The organism is Nonomuraea sp. NPDC050153, assembly GCF_044460125.1.
Lineage (GTDB): Bacteria > Actinomycetota > Actinomycetes > Streptosporangiales > Streptosporangiaceae > Nonomuraea.
The window spans coordinates 264573-280236 of sequence record NZ_JBITJQ010000015.1 but is presented as its reverse complement, the minus strand read 5'-3'; the positions used below and the strand labels follow the sequence as shown (position 1 = coordinate 280236).

The 15664-nt window shown below is 66.3% G+C and carries 18 protein-coding genes; 7 read left to right on the top strand and 11 right to left on the bottom strand.

The genetic code is table 11. The features are described from left to right. Positions 1 to 306: 306 nt before the first annotated feature. The 3 genes from ACIBQ1_RS33185 to ACIBQ1_RS33175 all read right to left on the bottom strand — a co-directional run bounded on the left by ACIBQ1_RS33185 (position 307) and on the right by ACIBQ1_RS33175 (position 3344). Complete coding sequence (locus ACIBQ1_RS33185) at positions 307 to 1107, bottom strand: tyrosine-type recombinase/integrase (protein WP_397283233.1); 801 nt, start codon at positions 1105 to 1107, stop codon at positions 307 to 309. 148 nt (positions 1108 to 1255) lie between these two features. After that, entirely contained in the window at positions 1256 to 2326 is a 1071-nt protein-coding gene (locus ACIBQ1_RS33180; protein WP_397283232.1) for a protein kinase family protein, read from the bottom strand. A 412-nt stretch (positions 2327 to 2738) separates the two neighbouring features. Further along, positions 2739 to 3344: a hypothetical protein gene (locus ACIBQ1_RS33175; protein ID WP_397283231.1), complete on the bottom strand. Its 606-nt coding sequence runs from the start codon at positions 3342 to 3344 to the stop codon at positions 2739 to 2741. 363 nt (positions 3345 to 3707) lie between these two features. Here ACIBQ1_RS33175 and ACIBQ1_RS33170 point away from each other — a divergent pair, with 363 nt between their 5' ends. Beyond that, positions 3708 to 4715 carry an RNA polymerase subunit sigma-70 gene (locus ACIBQ1_RS33170; protein ID WP_397283230.1) on the top strand — a complete coding sequence of 336 codons (1008 nt, stop codon included), beginning with the start codon at positions 3708 to 3710 and terminating at the stop codon, positions 4713 to 4715. A 326-nt stretch (positions 4716 to 5041) separates the two neighbouring features. Here the strand turns inward: ACIBQ1_RS33170 and ACIBQ1_RS33165 are convergent, their stop codons facing one another. The 5 genes from ACIBQ1_RS33165 to ACIBQ1_RS33145 all read right to left on the bottom strand — a co-directional run bounded on the left by ACIBQ1_RS33165 (position 5042) and on the right by ACIBQ1_RS33145 (position 7945). Next, positions 5042 to 5608, bottom strand: a complete 567-nt coding sequence (locus tag ACIBQ1_RS33165) for a dihydrofolate reductase family protein (RefSeq protein ID WP_397283229.1) — start codon at positions 5606 to 5608, stop codon at positions 5042 to 5044. 156 nt (positions 5609 to 5764) lie between these two features. After that, the gene (locus ACIBQ1_RS33160; protein WP_397283240.1) at positions 5765 to 6175 is read right to left on the bottom strand and encodes a transposase family protein; all 411 of its coding nucleotides are present in this window, start codon (positions 6173 to 6175) and stop codon (positions 5765 to 5767) included. A gap of 72 nt (positions 6176 to 6247) precedes the next feature. Next, positions 6248 to 6577 carry a hypothetical protein gene (locus ACIBQ1_RS33155; protein WP_397283228.1) on the bottom strand — a complete coding sequence of 110 codons (330 nt, stop codon included), beginning with the start codon at positions 6575 to 6577 and terminating at the stop codon, positions 6248 to 6250. 62 nt (positions 6578 to 6639) lie between these two features. Next, a complete protein-coding gene (locus ACIBQ1_RS33150) occupies positions 6640 to 6885 on the bottom strand; it encodes a hypothetical protein (protein ID WP_397283227.1) in 246 nt (81 codons plus the stop codon). A gap of 496 nt (positions 6886 to 7381) precedes the next feature. Continuing rightward, positions 7382 to 7945, bottom strand: coding sequence for a DinB family protein (locus ACIBQ1_RS33145; RefSeq protein ID WP_397283226.1), 564 nt, complete (start codon positions 7943 to 7945; stop codon positions 7382 to 7384). A 210-nt stretch (positions 7946 to 8155) separates the two neighbouring features. Here ACIBQ1_RS33145 and ACIBQ1_RS33140 point away from each other — a divergent pair, with 210 nt between their 5' ends. Genes ACIBQ1_RS33140 through ACIBQ1_RS33130 form a run of 3 tightly spaced genes read left to right on the top strand, consistent with a single transcriptional unit; the run spans position 8156 to position 10044 of the window. After that, entirely contained in the window at positions 8156 to 9262 is a 1107-nt protein-coding gene (locus ACIBQ1_RS33140; RefSeq protein ID WP_397283225.1) for a M48 family metallopeptidase, read from the top strand. Positions 9263 to 9287: 25 nt separating this feature from the next. Then, positions 9288 to 9848 (top strand): hypothetical protein, encoded by a 561-nt coding sequence (locus ACIBQ1_RS33135; RefSeq protein ID WP_397283224.1) that lies wholly within the window; start codon positions 9288 to 9290, stop codon positions 9846 to 9848. Positions 9849 to 9885: 37 nt separating this feature from the next. Beyond that, positions 9886 to 10044: a hypothetical protein gene (locus tag ACIBQ1_RS33130; protein WP_397283223.1), complete on the top strand. Its 159-nt coding sequence runs from the start codon at positions 9886 to 9888 to the stop codon at positions 10042 to 10044. A gap of 380 nt (positions 10045 to 10424) precedes the next feature. On the opposite strand, the gene ACIBQ1_RS33125 is transcribed toward ACIBQ1_RS33130, so the two are convergent. Then, the gene (locus tag ACIBQ1_RS33125) at positions 10425 to 10676 is read right to left on the bottom strand and encodes a hypothetical protein (RefSeq protein ID WP_397283222.1); all 252 of its coding nucleotides are present in this window, start codon (positions 10674 to 10676) and stop codon (positions 10425 to 10427) included. 217 nt (positions 10677 to 10893) lie between these two features. After that, positions 10894 to 11709, bottom strand: a complete 816-nt coding sequence (locus tag ACIBQ1_RS33120; protein WP_397283221.1) for a hypothetical protein — start codon at positions 11707 to 11709, stop codon at positions 10894 to 10896. A 1503-nt stretch (positions 11710 to 13212) separates the two neighbouring features. Here ACIBQ1_RS33120 and ACIBQ1_RS33115 point away from each other — a divergent pair. Both ACIBQ1_RS33115 and ACIBQ1_RS33110 read left to right on the top strand, forming a co-directional pair. Further along, positions 13213 to 13662, top strand: a complete 450-nt coding sequence (locus tag ACIBQ1_RS33115; protein ID WP_397283220.1) for a sigma factor-like helix-turn-helix DNA-binding protein — start codon at positions 13213 to 13215, stop codon at positions 13660 to 13662. Continuing rightward, positions 13617 to 14192 (top strand): hypothetical protein, encoded by a 576-nt coding sequence (locus ACIBQ1_RS33110; RefSeq protein ID WP_397283219.1) that lies wholly within the window; start codon positions 13617 to 13619, stop codon positions 14190 to 14192. Before ACIBQ1_RS33115 ends, ACIBQ1_RS33110 begins: the two co-directional genes overlap by 46 nt. Before the next feature lie 140 nt (positions 14193 to 14332). Here the strand turns inward: ACIBQ1_RS33110 and ACIBQ1_RS33105 are convergent, their stop codons facing one another. Further along, the gene (locus ACIBQ1_RS33105; protein ID WP_397283218.1) at positions 14333 to 15061 is read right to left on the bottom strand and encodes a LysR family substrate-binding domain-containing protein; all 729 of its coding nucleotides are present in this window, start codon (positions 15059 to 15061) and stop codon (positions 14333 to 14335) included. Between the two features lie 55 nt (positions 15062 to 15116). Between ACIBQ1_RS33105 and ACIBQ1_RS33100 the strand changes: the two genes are divergently transcribed. Next, the gene (locus ACIBQ1_RS33100; RefSeq protein WP_397283217.1) at positions 15117 to 15488 is read left to right on the top strand and encodes a DUF5997 family protein; all 372 of its coding nucleotides are present in this window, start codon (positions 15117 to 15119) and stop codon (positions 15486 to 15488) included. Positions 15489 to 15664: the final 176 nt, after the last annotated feature.

Sequence of the window (15664 nt, the reverse complement as noted above, 5' to 3'; positions counted from 1 at the left end):
ACCGGACTTCCACCGGCAAGCGACGACGAGCTTCCGCAACCGATCGTCAATCACTCATTTCGATCAACCACCAATCACTACTGGACACACAGGAGGACACACCTGATAAGTAGCGCTGACCAGGCATCGATGGCAGGGGCCGGGCGAAGGTGACACAGGAGACGTCGTAGATCGAGCCGTGTTGCGCAAGCCGGTCGAACCCCCGTGCGAGCCTCTCATCATGACTCCCTTGGTCAGTTGGTGTCATGATGGCGGCCGTCCAGTGGGTCCGCGCCTTTCCCGGGAGCGGCGACGGTCTTCCTGAGGTCATGTGCCTGGGTGACCAACTGAGTGACAACCGCCCCGGACAGCGGCTGACGCCGGTGGACTTCCGTGGATTGTTCGCCCAGGTGGGAGCGGGTATGGCTGGTGATCCCGCCCCCACCCGGATTGACTTACAAGCGAGGGGTCACTGGTTCGAACCCAGTACCGCCCACCTCGTAGAACAGCCCCGTTTCCGATCATGGAAACGGGGCTTCGTGCCATTAACGTGCCAATAGCTGGTGCGAGAGAGCCCGTTTGAAGATCCATTGGAGTTGTCCGCGATCTTGCGGTCAGCCTCCCCATGCTGTGCTGGTAGATCAGCGCCGCCCGAACCGAGTCATGGCCCATGCGCTGCATGAGATCTTTGAGGCTCGCGCCGGAGCTCGCGGCGATCGTGTCGCCGGCGTGTCGGAGATCATGGAAGTGCAGGCCCGGAAAGCCGATCTTTCTCGTGCTCTCGTCCCACTTGGATGCCCACCGAAAGTTGCTCCGGCGGAGGATGCCACCCCGCGAGCCAGTGAAGATCAGCGCGTCGACCTCTGGGGCGGTGAACTGGTCGAGGTGGTCTCGCAGTGCCGAGATGATCGCTTCCGGGATTGCGACCGTACGGACTCCCGCACGGGACTTGGGCGGGCCGACGAGGAGTTCGCCCGTGTCGAGTTCGACATGCTGTTGCCGAACGCTGACGGTCCCGGCCGCGAGGTCAAGCGGCGGCGCGGCGCGCCGCCGTACGCCCCGCGCCACCGTCCTCGCGCTGCGCGTGCGGCCTGGGGGCCGTGCGCGCGCGAGCGCCGCGCGGGGCATCGCCGTACGGCGGCCCCGCCGTACACCCCAAACCCACCGACCAGGCGCCGCACTGCCGCACAGAGCCAAGCCGCGCTATCGATCTGCTTGCCGACCAACTGCCAACGCGCATTGACTGGCGGGCACGTCAGGCGGCATTCGGGCAGGCTCAGCTGTAACGCGACTCGAAGATCTGGTGGATTGCCGCCAGCGGGTACGCAGTCTCTCGACTCTCGCGTTCCAACCTCCCAATGAAGTCCGTCACGACTGCCGCAAGCGGTGCGTGACGGCCAAGGGTCGCCATAACCTCTGGCGGACCCGCAGGAGCCGGCGCCCCTTCGGCACACGCGCGAATCAGCGCCTCCCGTTCCTCCCGCCCGTACCCATGCAGGCCCATGATCAGCCAGTTCACCAAGTAACTGAGTGTGTACGCGCGATCGTACGTTCGGTGCCTCTCGAAGAAGTCGGCCTCGGCGGGGCTCAAGTCGAAGCGGGACGACAGAGCCAGGCCATAGTCGGCGAAATAGAGGCGCCGGCCGTCAGTCAGGATGTTCTGGAAGTGGGCATCAAGGTGCAGGAGACCGCGGTCGTTCATGAAGGAGGTGCCGGCCTCCAGTTCCCTCTCGACCAGAGCACAGGCCCGGCCGACCGCCTCGTCGCCGACTCGCACCTGCTCGGTGAGCCACTCGTGCAGCGTCTGTGGGATGTACTCCAGGAACAGCACGAGGCTCGCCGGAGACTCCGCGAGGGCCTCGATACGGCGACGTACCTCCGGCCCGCCTCCCCAATAGGACACGACCCTATCCACGTCGGCAAGCTCCTTCGGAAGAGCCGGTGCCGCGTCCGGCAGTACCCGCCAGTGATACATCAGCGGAAACCCCTGATACTGCCCTGAGAGCACCCAGTTGGTGGTCATTGTGTGGACGGCAGCCTCCCGCCACGCCCCGCCACCTGGCCCGCCGATGTTGTACTGACAGAAGACAGGCAGCCCGAACACGTTCGCCGTAGACCGAACATGGTCAGGGCGAAGCTCCACCTCTGTCAGGGGGACCCGCTTCACGAAGACCGGCGTACCTGCAACCTCCAGTAGCGCCGACCTCCCACCGATACCGGAACCGAGCGGTGCAGCGGTGTCCACAAGCTCGCCCAATCCTCGATCACTGCGCAGGGCCAGGGACGTGGAAACGGCGCTGTACGCAGTCAGCCGCTCATCGGACAGCATCCCAGCGCCGTCGGCCATCGCCTGCATTCGGATGCCTACCTCGTTTCTCGTCGCGGAAGCTTCTCCGCACTGTACGTGTACGCCGACGCCAAGATCAACGAACGCAAAAGGCCGGCGGGAACTCGCCTCCGCCGGTTTCCGGCTGCATCGACCGCCTCGGGAGACGACATACCGCATGCTCTCAATACCGCCACTTCACCCGTGCATTGGCCTGTGATGTCGCGGTGCTGCGCGCCTTCTGTTCCGATTCGGCATCTCCAGACGCGTCGCCACCGAGAGGCCGGTCCCCGGAGCCGACGGTGCGAGCATCTCGCCCTGACGGTTCCCGATCGACGTGATGCCGAGGCGCTCCCCATCCGGCGCCGCCGACGTCACAAGCCTCCTGGTCGAGCGACTTGCCAGTCGTCTCAAAGCCGCCGCCACCGCCCATTCACCGTACGTTGTGAGCCGTCACGGGCGTGCCGGTCCGCGTGCAGAACACTAGATCCGTGCCCTTCCACCGGTCCCCCGCCTTCTCCTGAGCGATCTCTTGAGCTTCCCTGAGCAGGCGCGGCGCATCCACACAGCGCCGGGGCAGCTTGAGCGACCGGCGGGACTTCACCGTCTTGGTGCCGCCCTTCTGCCGGACGGACCGCCAGACGTAGATCGCGAACTCCTCGTGCTCCCAGCCCGTCTCCCCCACCGGCAGCCACGCGGCCCGAGCCTCGTCGTAGGCCACGACGTGCGACCAGAGCAGCGCCCTCAGCTCCTCCGTACGAGCGCCGATCAGGAGTGAGAGGACGATGTAGGCCCGCATGCGCTCGCCGCTCTTCTCTGCCTGCGTGAGGACGGCGAGAGCTTGAGCCAGCGTCAGCGCCTTGGAAGGACGACCGGCGCGTCCCTCCGGGATGTCGCAGAGGTCCACGACGTTCCGCTTGACCTTGTCGCGACGCATCGCACTCTTGACCGCCCGGTTGAGGATGCCGTGGATCAGCTTGAGTGACCGGGTGCCCAGTTCGCCCGCCTTACCGGCCAGCCACTTGTCGAGGTCTTCCACGGACAGATCCCGCAGCTTGCGGGCACCGAGGGCGGGGATCACATGCGTGTCGGCGTAGCTCGTCGAACGACCCGACGAACACCCCCAACCCGAAGCCGCCTAAAAGATCTTCGTCCGCAGGTCTTGACTCTTGCTCCTCGCCGCGTCGGCGACGACGTCGTCCTGACGCAGGTGCCGTTGCCGGCCGCACGGGGCACGGAGGGCGTGGGTACGTGTCCAGTCAGCGGCTTATGTCTCTATCCCCACGATCGAGCAGACCAACCGGGCCTTCATCGCTGACCTGCCCACGGCTTCACCGATCAGAAATCCTCCGCCATGTCGTCAGTTCTGGTAGCCCTCGCACAGGTGAAAGGATTGATGACCATGACCGACGCCAGACCGCTGGGCGCCGATGAGGCCACGTTCATCGCGGCGGCCCGCTCAGGCGACACGACGCGGTTCGCACTCATCACGGAGCGCCACCGGCGTGAGCTGCAGGTGCACTGCTACCGGATGCTCGCGAACTACGAGGACGCCCAGGACGTGACGCAGGAGACGTTCCTGCGAGCGTGGGAAAAGCGGAAGTCGTTCAAGGGCCACGCCGCGCTGCGGACCTGGCTGTACCGGATCGCGACGAACGCCTGCCTCGACTTCCTGGAGAAGCGCAACGACCGGACACCCGTACCGTCCGGGCTGCCGGACCCCGGCTCCGAGGTGCCGTACCTGCAGCCGTACCCCGACCGGATGCTGCCCGAGGACCCGCAGGAATCGGTGGTGGCGCGGGAGACGATCGAGCTGGCGTTCATCGTCGCCGTCCAGCACCTGCCGCCGCGGCAGCGGGCAGTGCTCATCCTGCGCGACGTCCTCGGCTGGCCGGCGTCGAAGGCCGCCGACGCCCTCGAGCTGACCGTCGCATCGGTGACCAGCGCACTGCAGCGGGCGCGCGTGACGATGCGCGAGCAACTACCCGACCGCCGCCTCGACTGGCGGAGCCCTGCCACGCACGAGCTGACGGATGACGAGCGCGGCGTGGTTAAGTCCTACATCGACGCCCATGAGCGCAACGACCTCGACGGGTTGATGGCCCTGCTGCGCGACGACCTGCGCTTCGCGATGCTGCCCGATCCGGGCACCGTGATCATGGGGGCCAAGGACTCGGTGGACGGCTGGGTCTCCGGTGGGCTCTTCCAGCGCGGCTACGACGACTGGCGCTGTATCACCACGACGGTCAATCGCATGCCTGGCGCCGCGCTGTACCTCCGCACCCCCGACGACCCGGAGTACCGGCTGTTGAACATCGCGGTCCTGCACATCGCCGACGGGAAGATCGCCGAGCTCACCGGATTCGACGCCACCGACAAACCATGGCTGGGCCTGCCCCCGACACTGTGATCACAAAGTCCCGCTCGTCGACGAGTCCAGCGCACGGGCCGGGTCACCGAAATCACGTGGAATGACCCGACCTGCGCAACCCAACGCGACAACGAGAACACCATCGCCCCCGGCGTTGCCGACGGGGCGTCTTCACGCCCCGAAGAATTCGTCACGGTCGACGACGCCGTCGTCCTCATCTCCAGCGAGTCGGTCAACACCTCACTCGGAACGCGACGAAGGGGCCGGGGGAAGGTTGCCTCGAAGCCGAGGATCGCCGAGGATCACGGTGAGCACGTCAGGAAGGGTTTCGACCTGGCCTCACGAGCCGAGCATCTGGCCCGTGCTCATCGCCTCGTCTCGTATCGGGTCAGCACCACACCGCCGGGAAACGTCCGCGTCTCCACCAGGTTCAGGTTCGCCCAGCTGTCCAGCGCCGTGAAGAACGGCGTGCCGCCGCCCACCAGGACCGGGTAGGTGACCAGGGCGTACTCGTCGATCAGCCCGGCCCGCATGGCAGCCCCGGCGAGCGTCGCGCCGCCGATACTCATCGGGCCGCCGTCCTCGGCCTTGAGCCGGGTGATCTCGGCGACCGCGTCGCCGGTGACCAGGCGGGTGTTCCAGTCGACCTTGTCGATCGTCGAGGAGAACACCACCTTCGGCGTGTCCCGCCAGTTCCGCGCGAACCCGATCTTCGCCGGGGTGGCGTCGGGCTGCTGGTCGCCGGTCGGCCAGTAGGAGCTCATCGCCTCCCACAGCTTGCGCCCGTACAGCGACATCTCGCTCGCCCGCTCCTGGTCGAGCCACCACTGGAACAGCTCGTCGCTCGGCACCCCGCTCCAGCCGATGTCGTCGCCGGGCGCGGCGATGTAGCCGTCCAGGGTCACGTTCATGCCGAAGATCAGTTTCCGCATCGTGCCAGCCTCCTGTGAGTCGATCTCACACGTACAGACGGGCGCGGCGCGGAAACCTAATCGGTGCTCGATCTGCGTCCGCAAGTAGTCCTCGCGTGCCGTACTCAGCACGGCGCACTCCGCTGGGCTCGAGCACCACCCCACCGGATCTCGGCTTCACCCTCGGATGGGCAGCGGCACACCCCATGGCCGGCTCTTCCCGGCCGCTGCTGGCGTCTGTCCGGACGGGGAATGCCGTCCACGGCCACCTGCGACCTGCGGCGGCGAGGATGCGGTTGGCCTGTTTGTGGGCCGGGGTGAGTTTGGCCGCGCGGCCTTGTAGCCGGTGACGATGACCAGGTCGTCGGGGTCGTCGGGCTTGTCGACACCGAGGAAGCCGAGGTCGGCCAGGGCGGCGAGGCCGGCCGCCTTCAGGTGCTCGACGATGTGGTCGCGGCGGGCGGCGGTGGCGTCGTGGGCGCGTCCGGGCCGGGCGGCGGAGATCCCGATCAGCTTGCCCTTCTCGTCAGTCAGGGCGAGGAAGTGCAGGCCGTGGCGGTGGTGCTTGCCGGAGTTAGTTGGGCCGATTGTCCGTGCCGGTGCGTCGCTGGGCGGGGATCAGGGTGCCGTCGATGAGCACGACCTCGCCGCCTCGCCGGGCTATCTTGCGCAGGGCCCGGTCCAGGCGCGGGGCCGGGCGGGGAGTAGGTCGATCATCTCGTCGCGCCGGCGGCGCAGCGTGGATTCGGGCACCTGGTTGCCGCCGGTCAGGTCGAGCAGGTGCTGGTCGAGCAGGCGCTGGTCGTGCCGCAGCATCGCCAGCACGAGCACTGCGATCCTGCCCGGTCGCAGCGACCTGAACGGCGAACGGATCGCTTTCAGGCGGGATCGCAGCAGGTCGGCGAGGTAGACCACGGTGCTCGTGGACAGGTTCAGACGGCACTGGTAGGCAAGGGAGACGCCCTCGGCGGGCTCTTTGGTTTTCGTCACACAAATCCAACGACCGTCGGGGGCGCCGCAGTTACGTTCACCCCTCGCGGCTCAAGCCCTGGTTATGGGCGGACGGTGAACGTCCCGTCGGGCCGTTTGTGCAGCCAGCCGCGATCGGCCGGCTTCGTCAGCTTCCCGCGCAGCGGCTCCAGCTTGCCGCGCACCACGGTGTCCAGCCCCAGCATCTCGCCGATGGCCCGGGTGGCGACCGGACCCGCGGCCTGCCGCACGGCGGCCATGATGCGCTGATGCTCCGGCGGCAGCGCCGCATCCTCCACGCCCGGCGCGCTGTCTGGGACCAGCCGCACCGCCCGCACCGCCACCTGCACGACCGGCCCGCCGGCCGCTCGGCCACGGCGAGTTCGTCCCGCTCGGCCCGTACCTCGGACAGCTGCTTGACCAGCTCCTCTTCGAGTCCGTCCAGCTCCGCGCGGCGCACCGTGATCCGCTCCTGCATCTCGGGGTTCGTCATGGCCCGGAGCGTAGGGACGCCCGCCCCGGCCGCAGGCGGGAATCCGCAAAACGGCCCTGCCAGACGATCTGCACCTCAGGCTGTCGCCCGCGACCAGCACGAGCATCCTGACGAACAGCCATGCCAGAGCCTCCGACCTGCACGTTCGAAGATGGCGAAGGCCCTTCGAACATGCAGGTAGAAGGCCCTGGCATGGCGCTCACCCGGGATGCTCATGCCAGGGCCTTCTACCTGCGCAGAACGGCGGTTAAAGATCGTGAGGCCTCAAGCAGCCACGGAGCGTCACGAAGTCCCCGTAAGTTCCCGAAGCTCGATCGCCGGTTACCGAAAAGTCATATTCGGCGCGGTACGACTCCGTCCTGCCAGCGGTAGAGGTCGCGCAGCAGGGAAATCTCGGCGCCGTGATGGATCAGCTCCCTGTTGACGTGCAGGACGATGCCTTCCATGGGAAACCGCTCGGGACCCACCGTGGGCGGATTCTCCAGGTCAGCGTCCGAGAGCTCGCGGACCCCCGCGTTCCATCTCTCATACATCTCGTCGAGCTGTTTCAGCGCCTCGTCAGCGGTCCCCGCGTAGGCGAATGTCTGGGAGTCGACGTCCTGGCCGCCGAAGTGCCATCCGACCCGATAGCCCAGGCACGAGACGATGATGTGCGCCAGCCGCCAGGCAATCGTGGTCACCGGCGCCGGCACCGGGTCAGGGGACGCGAAGTCCATCGTCCACTCCCCCGAACCTGCCGACGTCGGTGCGGCCGACGTGTCACGTGGGCGGATGCTCCAGCAGTCGCGCACCGGCTCCCAGAGGTACTCCTCATCGGCAAGACCGTCCAGCCGTGGCCGCAGGTTCTTGCGCCAGTGCCGGTCCAGCTGCTCCGCGAGCCGCTCGCTTCTTGTCATTTCCGCACACTACAGAGAACGGAGACCTGGCTGCGACCCTCGCGGACGCCGTCGCCGGCCGTGGGCCGCGAGAGCGTACCGCACCGGGAGATGACGCTGGGGGCTGATGTGCCCTTCGGGCCGTGCCGCTTGCAAGCGAGGGGTCACTGGTTCGAACCCAGCACCGCCCACCTGCGACAAGAGCCCCATCTCCGATCACGGAAACGGGGTGTGAGTGACAAGCGCATCCGCGCTCTGGCACGTTGCTGTGTCATGTCCTCTGAATCCGTCTCAGCGTCCGGCTTATCTGTAGGCCTGGCACGCTTCGCCTCCTATGCCTTGGCCTGCCTGGTTCACCTCATCGGCCCGACCTTCCTCGTCGTCGGCGTGTACCTGCTGTTCCGCATGACGATCTTCGCCTACTGCCTCGGTGCCGTGGCCCTCGGCCTGGCGTGGCTGGTCCGCCCCCGTATCCCCCGCTTCCCCGCCGACATTCAGCCCCTGACGCGAGAGGAAGCCCCGAATCTGTACGCTCTCGTCGACCGGATCGGCACCGGGGTGGGAGCGCCGAGAACCGACGCCGTGGCCCTCGGCGGCATGGTGAACGCGGCGTTCGGCACCTACGGATGGCGGCGCCGGCGCCTGGTCATGATCGGCTATCCACTCTGGCTGATCCTCACACCACAGGAGCGCATCGCGGTTCTCGCGCATGAGATGGCCCATTCCAGCAACGGCGACGCCAGGCACGGGCTCTTCGTGGGCAGCGCGCTGCACTCCCTCAGGGAATTGCACGAGGTGACGAGGTTCGGCTGGCACGAGGAGGATGGTCTGGCCAATCTCTTCGCACAGGCTCTGCTGGCGCTGGCCGGTCTTCCCGTACGGGTACTCATCTTTGCATTGGAGCTACTGCTGCACCGCTCGTCGCAGCGTGCCGAATACCGGGCGGACGAACTGGGCGCGCGCGTGGCGGGCTCCCGGGCCATGGCCTCGATGCTCGATGTGCTGACCACCCGCGTGCCCTCGGCCGAGAACTTCCTGGAACCGAGCGCGGTCGTCTTGGGGGCATCGGATCTCTGGGACAAACTGCAGGCAAGTGTGGCCGCGATCCCGGACGAGGCGCTCGAACGTCGTCGCCAGGCCGCCCGCGAGGAGAAGACCCGCGTGGATGACACGCATCCGCCGACGTACCTGCGGGTGGAACGGGTGCGGCAACTGCCGTACGTGGAGGGGGAGGTAGGGGCGGCGGAGGTGGAGAAGATACAGCCCGAGTTGGAGCAAGCCGCCTACCGCGTGGCCGAGACCATCAGAGGTGCCGCCCGAGCAGCCCTCTACCACTGACCCGGTCAGATCCCATCGTCACCGTTTGGGCGTTCCCGCCCTCATAGTCACAGGCGTCTACCTCCGCGCACTGGCCGTCGCCGTCGTGGTCGCACCGGCCGCCGGCGACCTCGGCGCGTTGTGGTGGATGACGTTGTTCGCGGCACCGGAAGCGAGCATCCAGGTGACGTGGCCGAATATGCTCCTGCTGACCCTGGCGGGACTGGTGGTGGCCTGGGCGTTGTGGGAGTGTCTGCGCGGGCCGTTGACCGGGCCGCCGGCGGAGCAGGACCGGGACACACGGCACTTGCGCGTGGCACTGTACGTCGCGGCAGTGTCAACCCTGGTCAATCCGTTCCTGGTGACCTGGTCCTTGTGGGGAGCGGTGGAAACGCTCATGCCGATGTTCGGGGTCGTGCTCCTGCTCTCTCCGGTCGTGGGACGTACCCGAAGGCGTGTCCTCATCCTGCAGATCTGCGGCCTCCTGGGATACGGGGGCACTGCCGTCGGCCCGGGGTTGGCGTTGTCCGGGCACGAAGCCGGAGCTCTCGCGTTGGTCACCGGCTTCGCGTCCCTGATCTGGACCGTGCTGGTCCTGAGGGCGTAGTGGGACGACGGCCGCCAAGTACGGAATTCTCGCTCTCGTGCTGCCCGTCGTGCTCACGATGGCGGGCGGGTTGAGCGGAGTGCCGTGGGAGGTCGACGACGACGTGGCGGTCGCCGGCGTCCTGGCCGTGGTCTGGCCGGCCCGTTCTGCCCACGACCTCGACACGCCTCCGGCCGTACCGGCCCTCTCCGCGTGACGTGCCCACCGGGTACGCATCCGGACACACTGCGGCGAGGTGTGTCAGAGAAAATGGGCTCTGACGCGGAAGGCGGTGGCGGCGAGCAGCCCGCGTACCATGCCCTTGCCGCGTTGTATCGCATCGTGCTGTGCCGGATGCGATGGGGCCGCGCACCCGTGACTACGTTGAGCGCCGTACCAAGAACGGCCGGTCGAAAAAGGAGGTCGTCCGGTGCCTCAAGCGTTATGCCGTCCGAGAGGTCTACCGCATCCTCGTGCCATGTGGCAGCGCCCCAAACGATCTTGATTCGGCCGATTGACACCCATTGGAGCATCGAGGTCGACCTGGGTAGCTGACTGGTGTATTTGTCATGCGCAGCCACCCTTCTGGAGCGTCCGTCACAGAAGGGCGGTCAGCGCCTGTGACACCCGGGAGCTGCCGATACAGCAAAGGCCATCGCTGTGGTCACGACCCTCGCCATCTGGGGAATTGACGCTGTAGGCATTATCGCCGACGCAGGCGTGCAGCTTGTTGACCTCCGTCTCGAATAGAATGTCGCCACAAGAGTTTTGGGTGATGGTGTTGTAGCCGTCGTGGTGGTGCAGGCGCTCCGACGGAGCACCGCCAATCACGGCTTCACCAGGCTTCACTGACGGAGACCTGAGCCCAAGCCTGCGAGGGTGGGATACGCGACCGGAACCACGGTCCCACCGGCTCGCTTCCGGCCATGCCGCGCGATCTGCTCACACTCTCTGACTCGAATGACGCTACGACGACAGATGCCGCGACGAATTAATTCGTCACGGCATCTGTCGTCTGCCTTTTCACGCGAGGGAGAACAACTTCGGCTCAATCGCCGATATTGCTTTAGTAGATCCCGTCACTCATGTCGTGATCGAACTTGTGGTGGTCGAACTTGTGGTGGTCGAACTTGTTGTCATTGAACTTGTTGTGATTGAACTTGTTGCGGTCGAACTTGTTCCGATCGAACTTGCTGTCGTCGAACTTGCTGCGGTCGAACTTGCTCTCATTGAACTTGCTGCGGTCGAACTTGTTCCGGTCGAACTTGCTGTCGTCGAACTTGTTCCGGTCGAACTTGCTGCGGTCGAACTTGCTGTCGTCGAACTTGTTCCGATCGAACTTGCTGCGGTCGAACTTGCTGTCGTCGAACTTGTTCTCATTGAACTTGTTGTCGTCGAACTTGTTCCGGTCGAACTTGTTCTCGTCAAACTTGTTCTCGTTGAACTTGTTCTCATCGAACTTGTTGTCGTTGAACTTGTTCCGGTCGAACTTGTTCTCATCGAACTTGTTCTCGTTGAACTTGTTCCGGTCGAACTTGTTCTCGTCAAACTTGTTCTCGTTGAACTTGCTGCGTTCGAACTTGGCGTCGTCGAACTTGCTGTCGTCGAACTTGTTGTGGACGAACTTGTTGTGGACGACGGTCCACGAGAAGGGACCGCACGCGCCCCAGACGAGGTGCGGGCACTCCACGGGCCTCTCCGTTGAGACGTACCCGGCACCCGCCCGGAGGGCGGTGAGGTCGACGCTCGCGCTCGCCACTGCCTGGCCGAGCGGAACGAACATGATACCGGTGGCCGCAGCGGCCAGAGCTAGCGTTGCGATACGCCCATGGCGCGGCGCCCGCGACTGTCGAATTTCAGTATTCACGCGCTTCTGTTCCATTCATGCGTAAGTCGACGCGAAATCCGGCGCCCACACCTCCGCAGGCATTCGGACAGAAGCAGACATACCCGCAAGGATTATCCCATTTACCTCAATAAGCCAAAACAATTAGTCAAATCCGGCGAGCTCCAAAGAGGCATTATTAAACAACAATTTTGCCGTTGTTTGCATGTTGCGAGACATATCGCGACGTTCATTCCGACCAATTCGCATTCGGTCGACCATGACGATAAAGAGCCGACCGGCGCCTTGCGGTGTGGATCATCGTGGAGCCGTGGCGATGGCCGGCAGCCATTTGTCTTGGCTCACAACCCGAGAGGCGTGATCGGCCAAGCGTCCGATGGGAGCCAGACGGGAGGAAGAGTCCGAACGCGTTTGACCGGCTGACGTCGCCGCGGAGCCCCCTGCGGCCCGATCAAACGGCAAGAGTCTGCTTCGAGCCCTGTCGCGGGAGCCTGGTCAAGAGCGGAAGGTCACAGCTCCAGGTCGGCGGCGAGGGCCGCTCCGCCCCCTTACGGTCCTGGCACCGGGGACCGGGGGTGCCACACGACTGTGCCGCTACCCCTTCCGGCGGAACGACGGCAGAGAGATCGAGTGACATCCGCGACGCTCATGCACATGAGTGCACACCGAGTTTGGGTCTGAGCAGCGAAACCGCCGGCTCCAGTGATCGAATGGCCACTCTCGCAAGCGAGGAGCCGCAGGCCCCTCAATGGAGACGCCGAAGTCTGACAGCACAGGCACGAAGCCATGCCGCGACTCGCGAGGCGATCGCTCCTGCCCGGGTGAGCCCCGCAGCCTCCACTGTCTTCCGGAACTCGCGTCGTGACAGGCGTCCCGTTCGTGCGCGGAACACGAGGTCCGTGCCCTTCCACCGGTCTCCCGCCTTCATCCAAGTGATCTCTCGGGCCTCCTTGAGCAGGCGAAACGCTTCCCGCAGCGCCGAGGCAGCTTCAGCGACCGGCGGGACTTGCCATCCCGGGCATACAGATTTGGAGGCGGCAGCGGCTCGGGCCTCACCATCACACAGCGGCCCTCCGCGGTCGGCCGCCGCTCCGCCGCGTGGCGTGGGCGCCGGCAGCTCCGCTCACAGGAGACGGGCGACTCTTCAAGCCACATGCCTGCGGCGGGAGCGCTCCGGCACCGAGGTGATCACCTCACACACCATCGACTCAGGCAAACCCAGCGGCCCGGCTCTGACCGCGGGACAACGCATGACCGGGGAACGGCGAACGTACACGCGAAGCCGGGCTTGACACTCCCCCAGCCGCGGCATCCGTGCGGCCCCACCGCGCTTGCCGGGCCGATATGGCCTGTGACTCGATCCCGGAGGTCAGCCGGGTGCCTCCAGTGGACGCGTTCGGCCCGCCTGTTCACTCTCATGACGTTTTCCGGTTGCTGACCAAGAAGGGGTGAACAAGACGAAGGGAGCATGGCAGGTGCGTCGCAGACGGGCGGACATCGCTACAGACCCGGACGCTTTCGAAGCCTTCTACCGGCGCCATGTCGACGCGATCACGTCGTTCCTCGCCCGCCGGGTCGCTGAATCCGAACACCGTCGCCGACCTGGCGGCGGAGGTGTTCCTCGCGGTGCTCGACTCCGCGCACACCGGAGGCGAGCTGACCGATCGCGTAGGCGGACGAAGGCCGCTCGACTCCCACGATGTCGCCGAGCTCGAAGATCGGATCGACGCGGAGAGCCTGGCCAGATCGGCCTTCCAGGCCATGGCCGGACTACCGGACGGTGATCGCGCGATGCTCGAACTGGTCGTCATAGACCAGCTCACGATCAGCGAGACGGCCATCGCTCTGGGCATCCGGCAGGGAGCCGCCAGGGCCAGGCTGCGCCGCGCCCGCCGCGCTCAGAAACGTGCCAGAGCCGGCGGCGGCTGCTCGCCGGAGCGGCGGTGGCCGGGATCGCGGCGGCGGCGGCCGTCGCGATCCCGTTTCTGAACGGATCGTCGGCCCCGGCCTACGCGATCACCGAGAACACCGACGGCACGATCACGCTGAAGATCAACGAGTTCAGGGACCCCGCAGGGGTGGAGAAGGACCTGGCGGCACTCGGGCTGACCGCCGACGTCTCCTCCGTCAAGCCCGGCACCCGATGCGCCCCCGGCCGCGGGAATGCCGGCTCCGGTCCCTCGTTCTCCAAGGAAGAGCTCCAGAGCAAGGACCCCGAGGTCAGGAAGAGGATCGAGGAAGCGATCGAGAACTCACCGAACGGCAAGGCGTTCAGGCTGGGCCGCGGCGAGGTGCGGATCGATCCGCAGCACATCAAGACGGGGCAGACCGCCGTCATGGAGTTCACCGAGAACGCAGACCAGACCTCGGGCCCGGAAAAGCCCAGAGCGCTGTGGTCGTTCGGCGGCCGCCTGACCACCGGTCCGGACAAGCCCTGCAAGGTCATCGACGACCCGTCGTGGGGCAAGAGGCCCGACCCCAAGACGAACCCCGAGGCATATCCACCGCCCGGTAGCTGACCCTCGCCGGGCGGCGGGAGTGCACCAGGGATCTGAAACTTCGGAACGTTCCCCCTAGCGCCCCCTGATCCAGCGCGGCTACGAGGTCAGCTGAGGCTGAGGCCGGGTCGGCCGTTTCCGGTTCGCAACCGGCACTGAGGTCATCGAGGCCGGTTGCCCTTCTTTCTACGGCCGGCCGGCACGGCCCGCTTGCCGGAGCCCTTCTGCGCGGGTTTCCGTGCCTGCCGCTGTGCCGGTTTCTCCGCGGAGGAGGCGGGGGTACGGCCCCGCGAGCTGTTCACGGTCCGGCCGCGGACGATGCCGATGAAATCCTCCACCAGGTCTGTGGTCGCGTCCGTGGGCCAGGCCAGCGCGACCTGAGACTGCGGCGCGTCCGGCACCGGCCGGTAGGTGAGATCCCTGCGGTGGTGGAGGCGTGCCAGCGACTGCGGGACCAGGAGCAGCCCGGTGCCGGCCGCTACCAGCTCGACCGCGTCCGCCGTCGTGGCCGGGCGGGTGAACGCGGGCAGTCCGGGCCGGACCGTCCACTCGATGGTGTCGTCCAGAGGATGGAGCACCTCTTCATCGGTCAGGTCGGCGACGGGCACCTCGTCGACGGCGGCCGCCGCGTGGTCCTTGGGCACCACGACCACCGTGGTCTCCACGTAGAGAGGGATCACGCTGAGCCCGTCCCGGTCGACCGGCAGCCTGACGAATCCGGCGTCGGCGCCGCCGTCCCGCAGGAGCCCCACCACCTCGGCGGCGGGAACCGTGACCAGGGTGATCGGCACATCGGGCATCCTCTCGGTCCAGATGTTGACCCATTTCGCGGGCGTCACCCCGGGCACGTACGCCAGCCGGAACTCCATGCCGGTCTTCCCATCAGTCACCACCTCAGGGTATCGATGTCAGGGGAACCCGTTCCGACTGACTACTCTTGGTGCCATGACCTCGTCCAAACCGAAGACCACCCAGACGATGAAGCCCGAGACCGCGGCCAAGAAGCTGGGTGTCCTCCTCTCGGCCACTCCCGCCGAGTTCCAGGCGGGTGTCGTCTCCAGGGACGAGCTGAACGCGTTGCAGTCGACGCCACCCGCCTGGCTCGTCGACCTGCGCCGCAACGGCCCGCACCCCAAGCAGGTCGTCGCCGCGAAGCTCAGGGTCTCCATTTCCGGCCTGGCCAGAGGCGGGATCACCCGGCCGCTCACCACCGCTGAGATCGATGCGCTGAAAGCGGAGAACCCGGCGTGGCTGGAGCACGAGCAGTCCGTCCAGGCCGAGACCCGCAAAGAAGCACTCCGCCTCAAGCAGCGCTAGACAGCTGAGATCCCGCACGTCTCCGGCACGGGACGAGCCCGTCGGATGAGCCGAGGTGCCGATCGGCGCCTTGAACGTGGCTCTCGTCGTCTCCAAAGGCAGAACAAGATTGTTTCTTTGGTCCGCGCCTTCGCCAGGCTGCTGGCGATCCGGTACGGCCTGACCGCCTACCACTA

Coding starts and splice junctions, on each gene's coding strand:
- ACIBQ1_RS33165 (WP_397283229.1), bottom strand. CDS start 5,608: ATGCGGAAACTGATCTTCGGCATGAACGTGACCCTGGACGGCTACATC.
- ACIBQ1_RS33185 (WP_397283233.1), bottom strand. CDS start 1,107: ATGCCCCGCGCGGCGCTCGCGCGCGCACGGCCCCCAGGCCGCACGCGC.
- ACIBQ1_RS33120 (WP_397283221.1), bottom strand. CDS start 11,709: ATGGAACAGAAGCGCGTGAATACTGAAATTCGACAGTCGCGGGCGCCG.
- ACIBQ1_RS33100 (WP_397283217.1), top strand. CDS start 15,117: ATGACCTCGTCCAAACCGAAGACCACCCAGACGATGAAGCCCGAGACC.
- ACIBQ1_RS33170 (WP_397283230.1), top strand. CDS start 3,708: ATGACCGACGCCAGACCGCTGGGCGCCGATGAGGCCACGTTCATCGCG.
- ACIBQ1_RS33145 (WP_397283226.1), bottom strand. CDS start 7,945: ATGACAAGAAGCGAGCGGCTCGCGGAGCAGCTGGACCGGCACTGGCGC.
- ACIBQ1_RS33180 (WP_397283232.1), bottom strand. CDS start 2,326: ATGGCCGACGGCGCTGGGATGCTGTCCGATGAGCGGCTGACTGCGTAC.
- ACIBQ1_RS33115 (WP_397283220.1), top strand. CDS start 13,213: ATGTCGACGCGATCACGTCGTTCCTCGCCCGCCGGGTCGCTGAATCCG.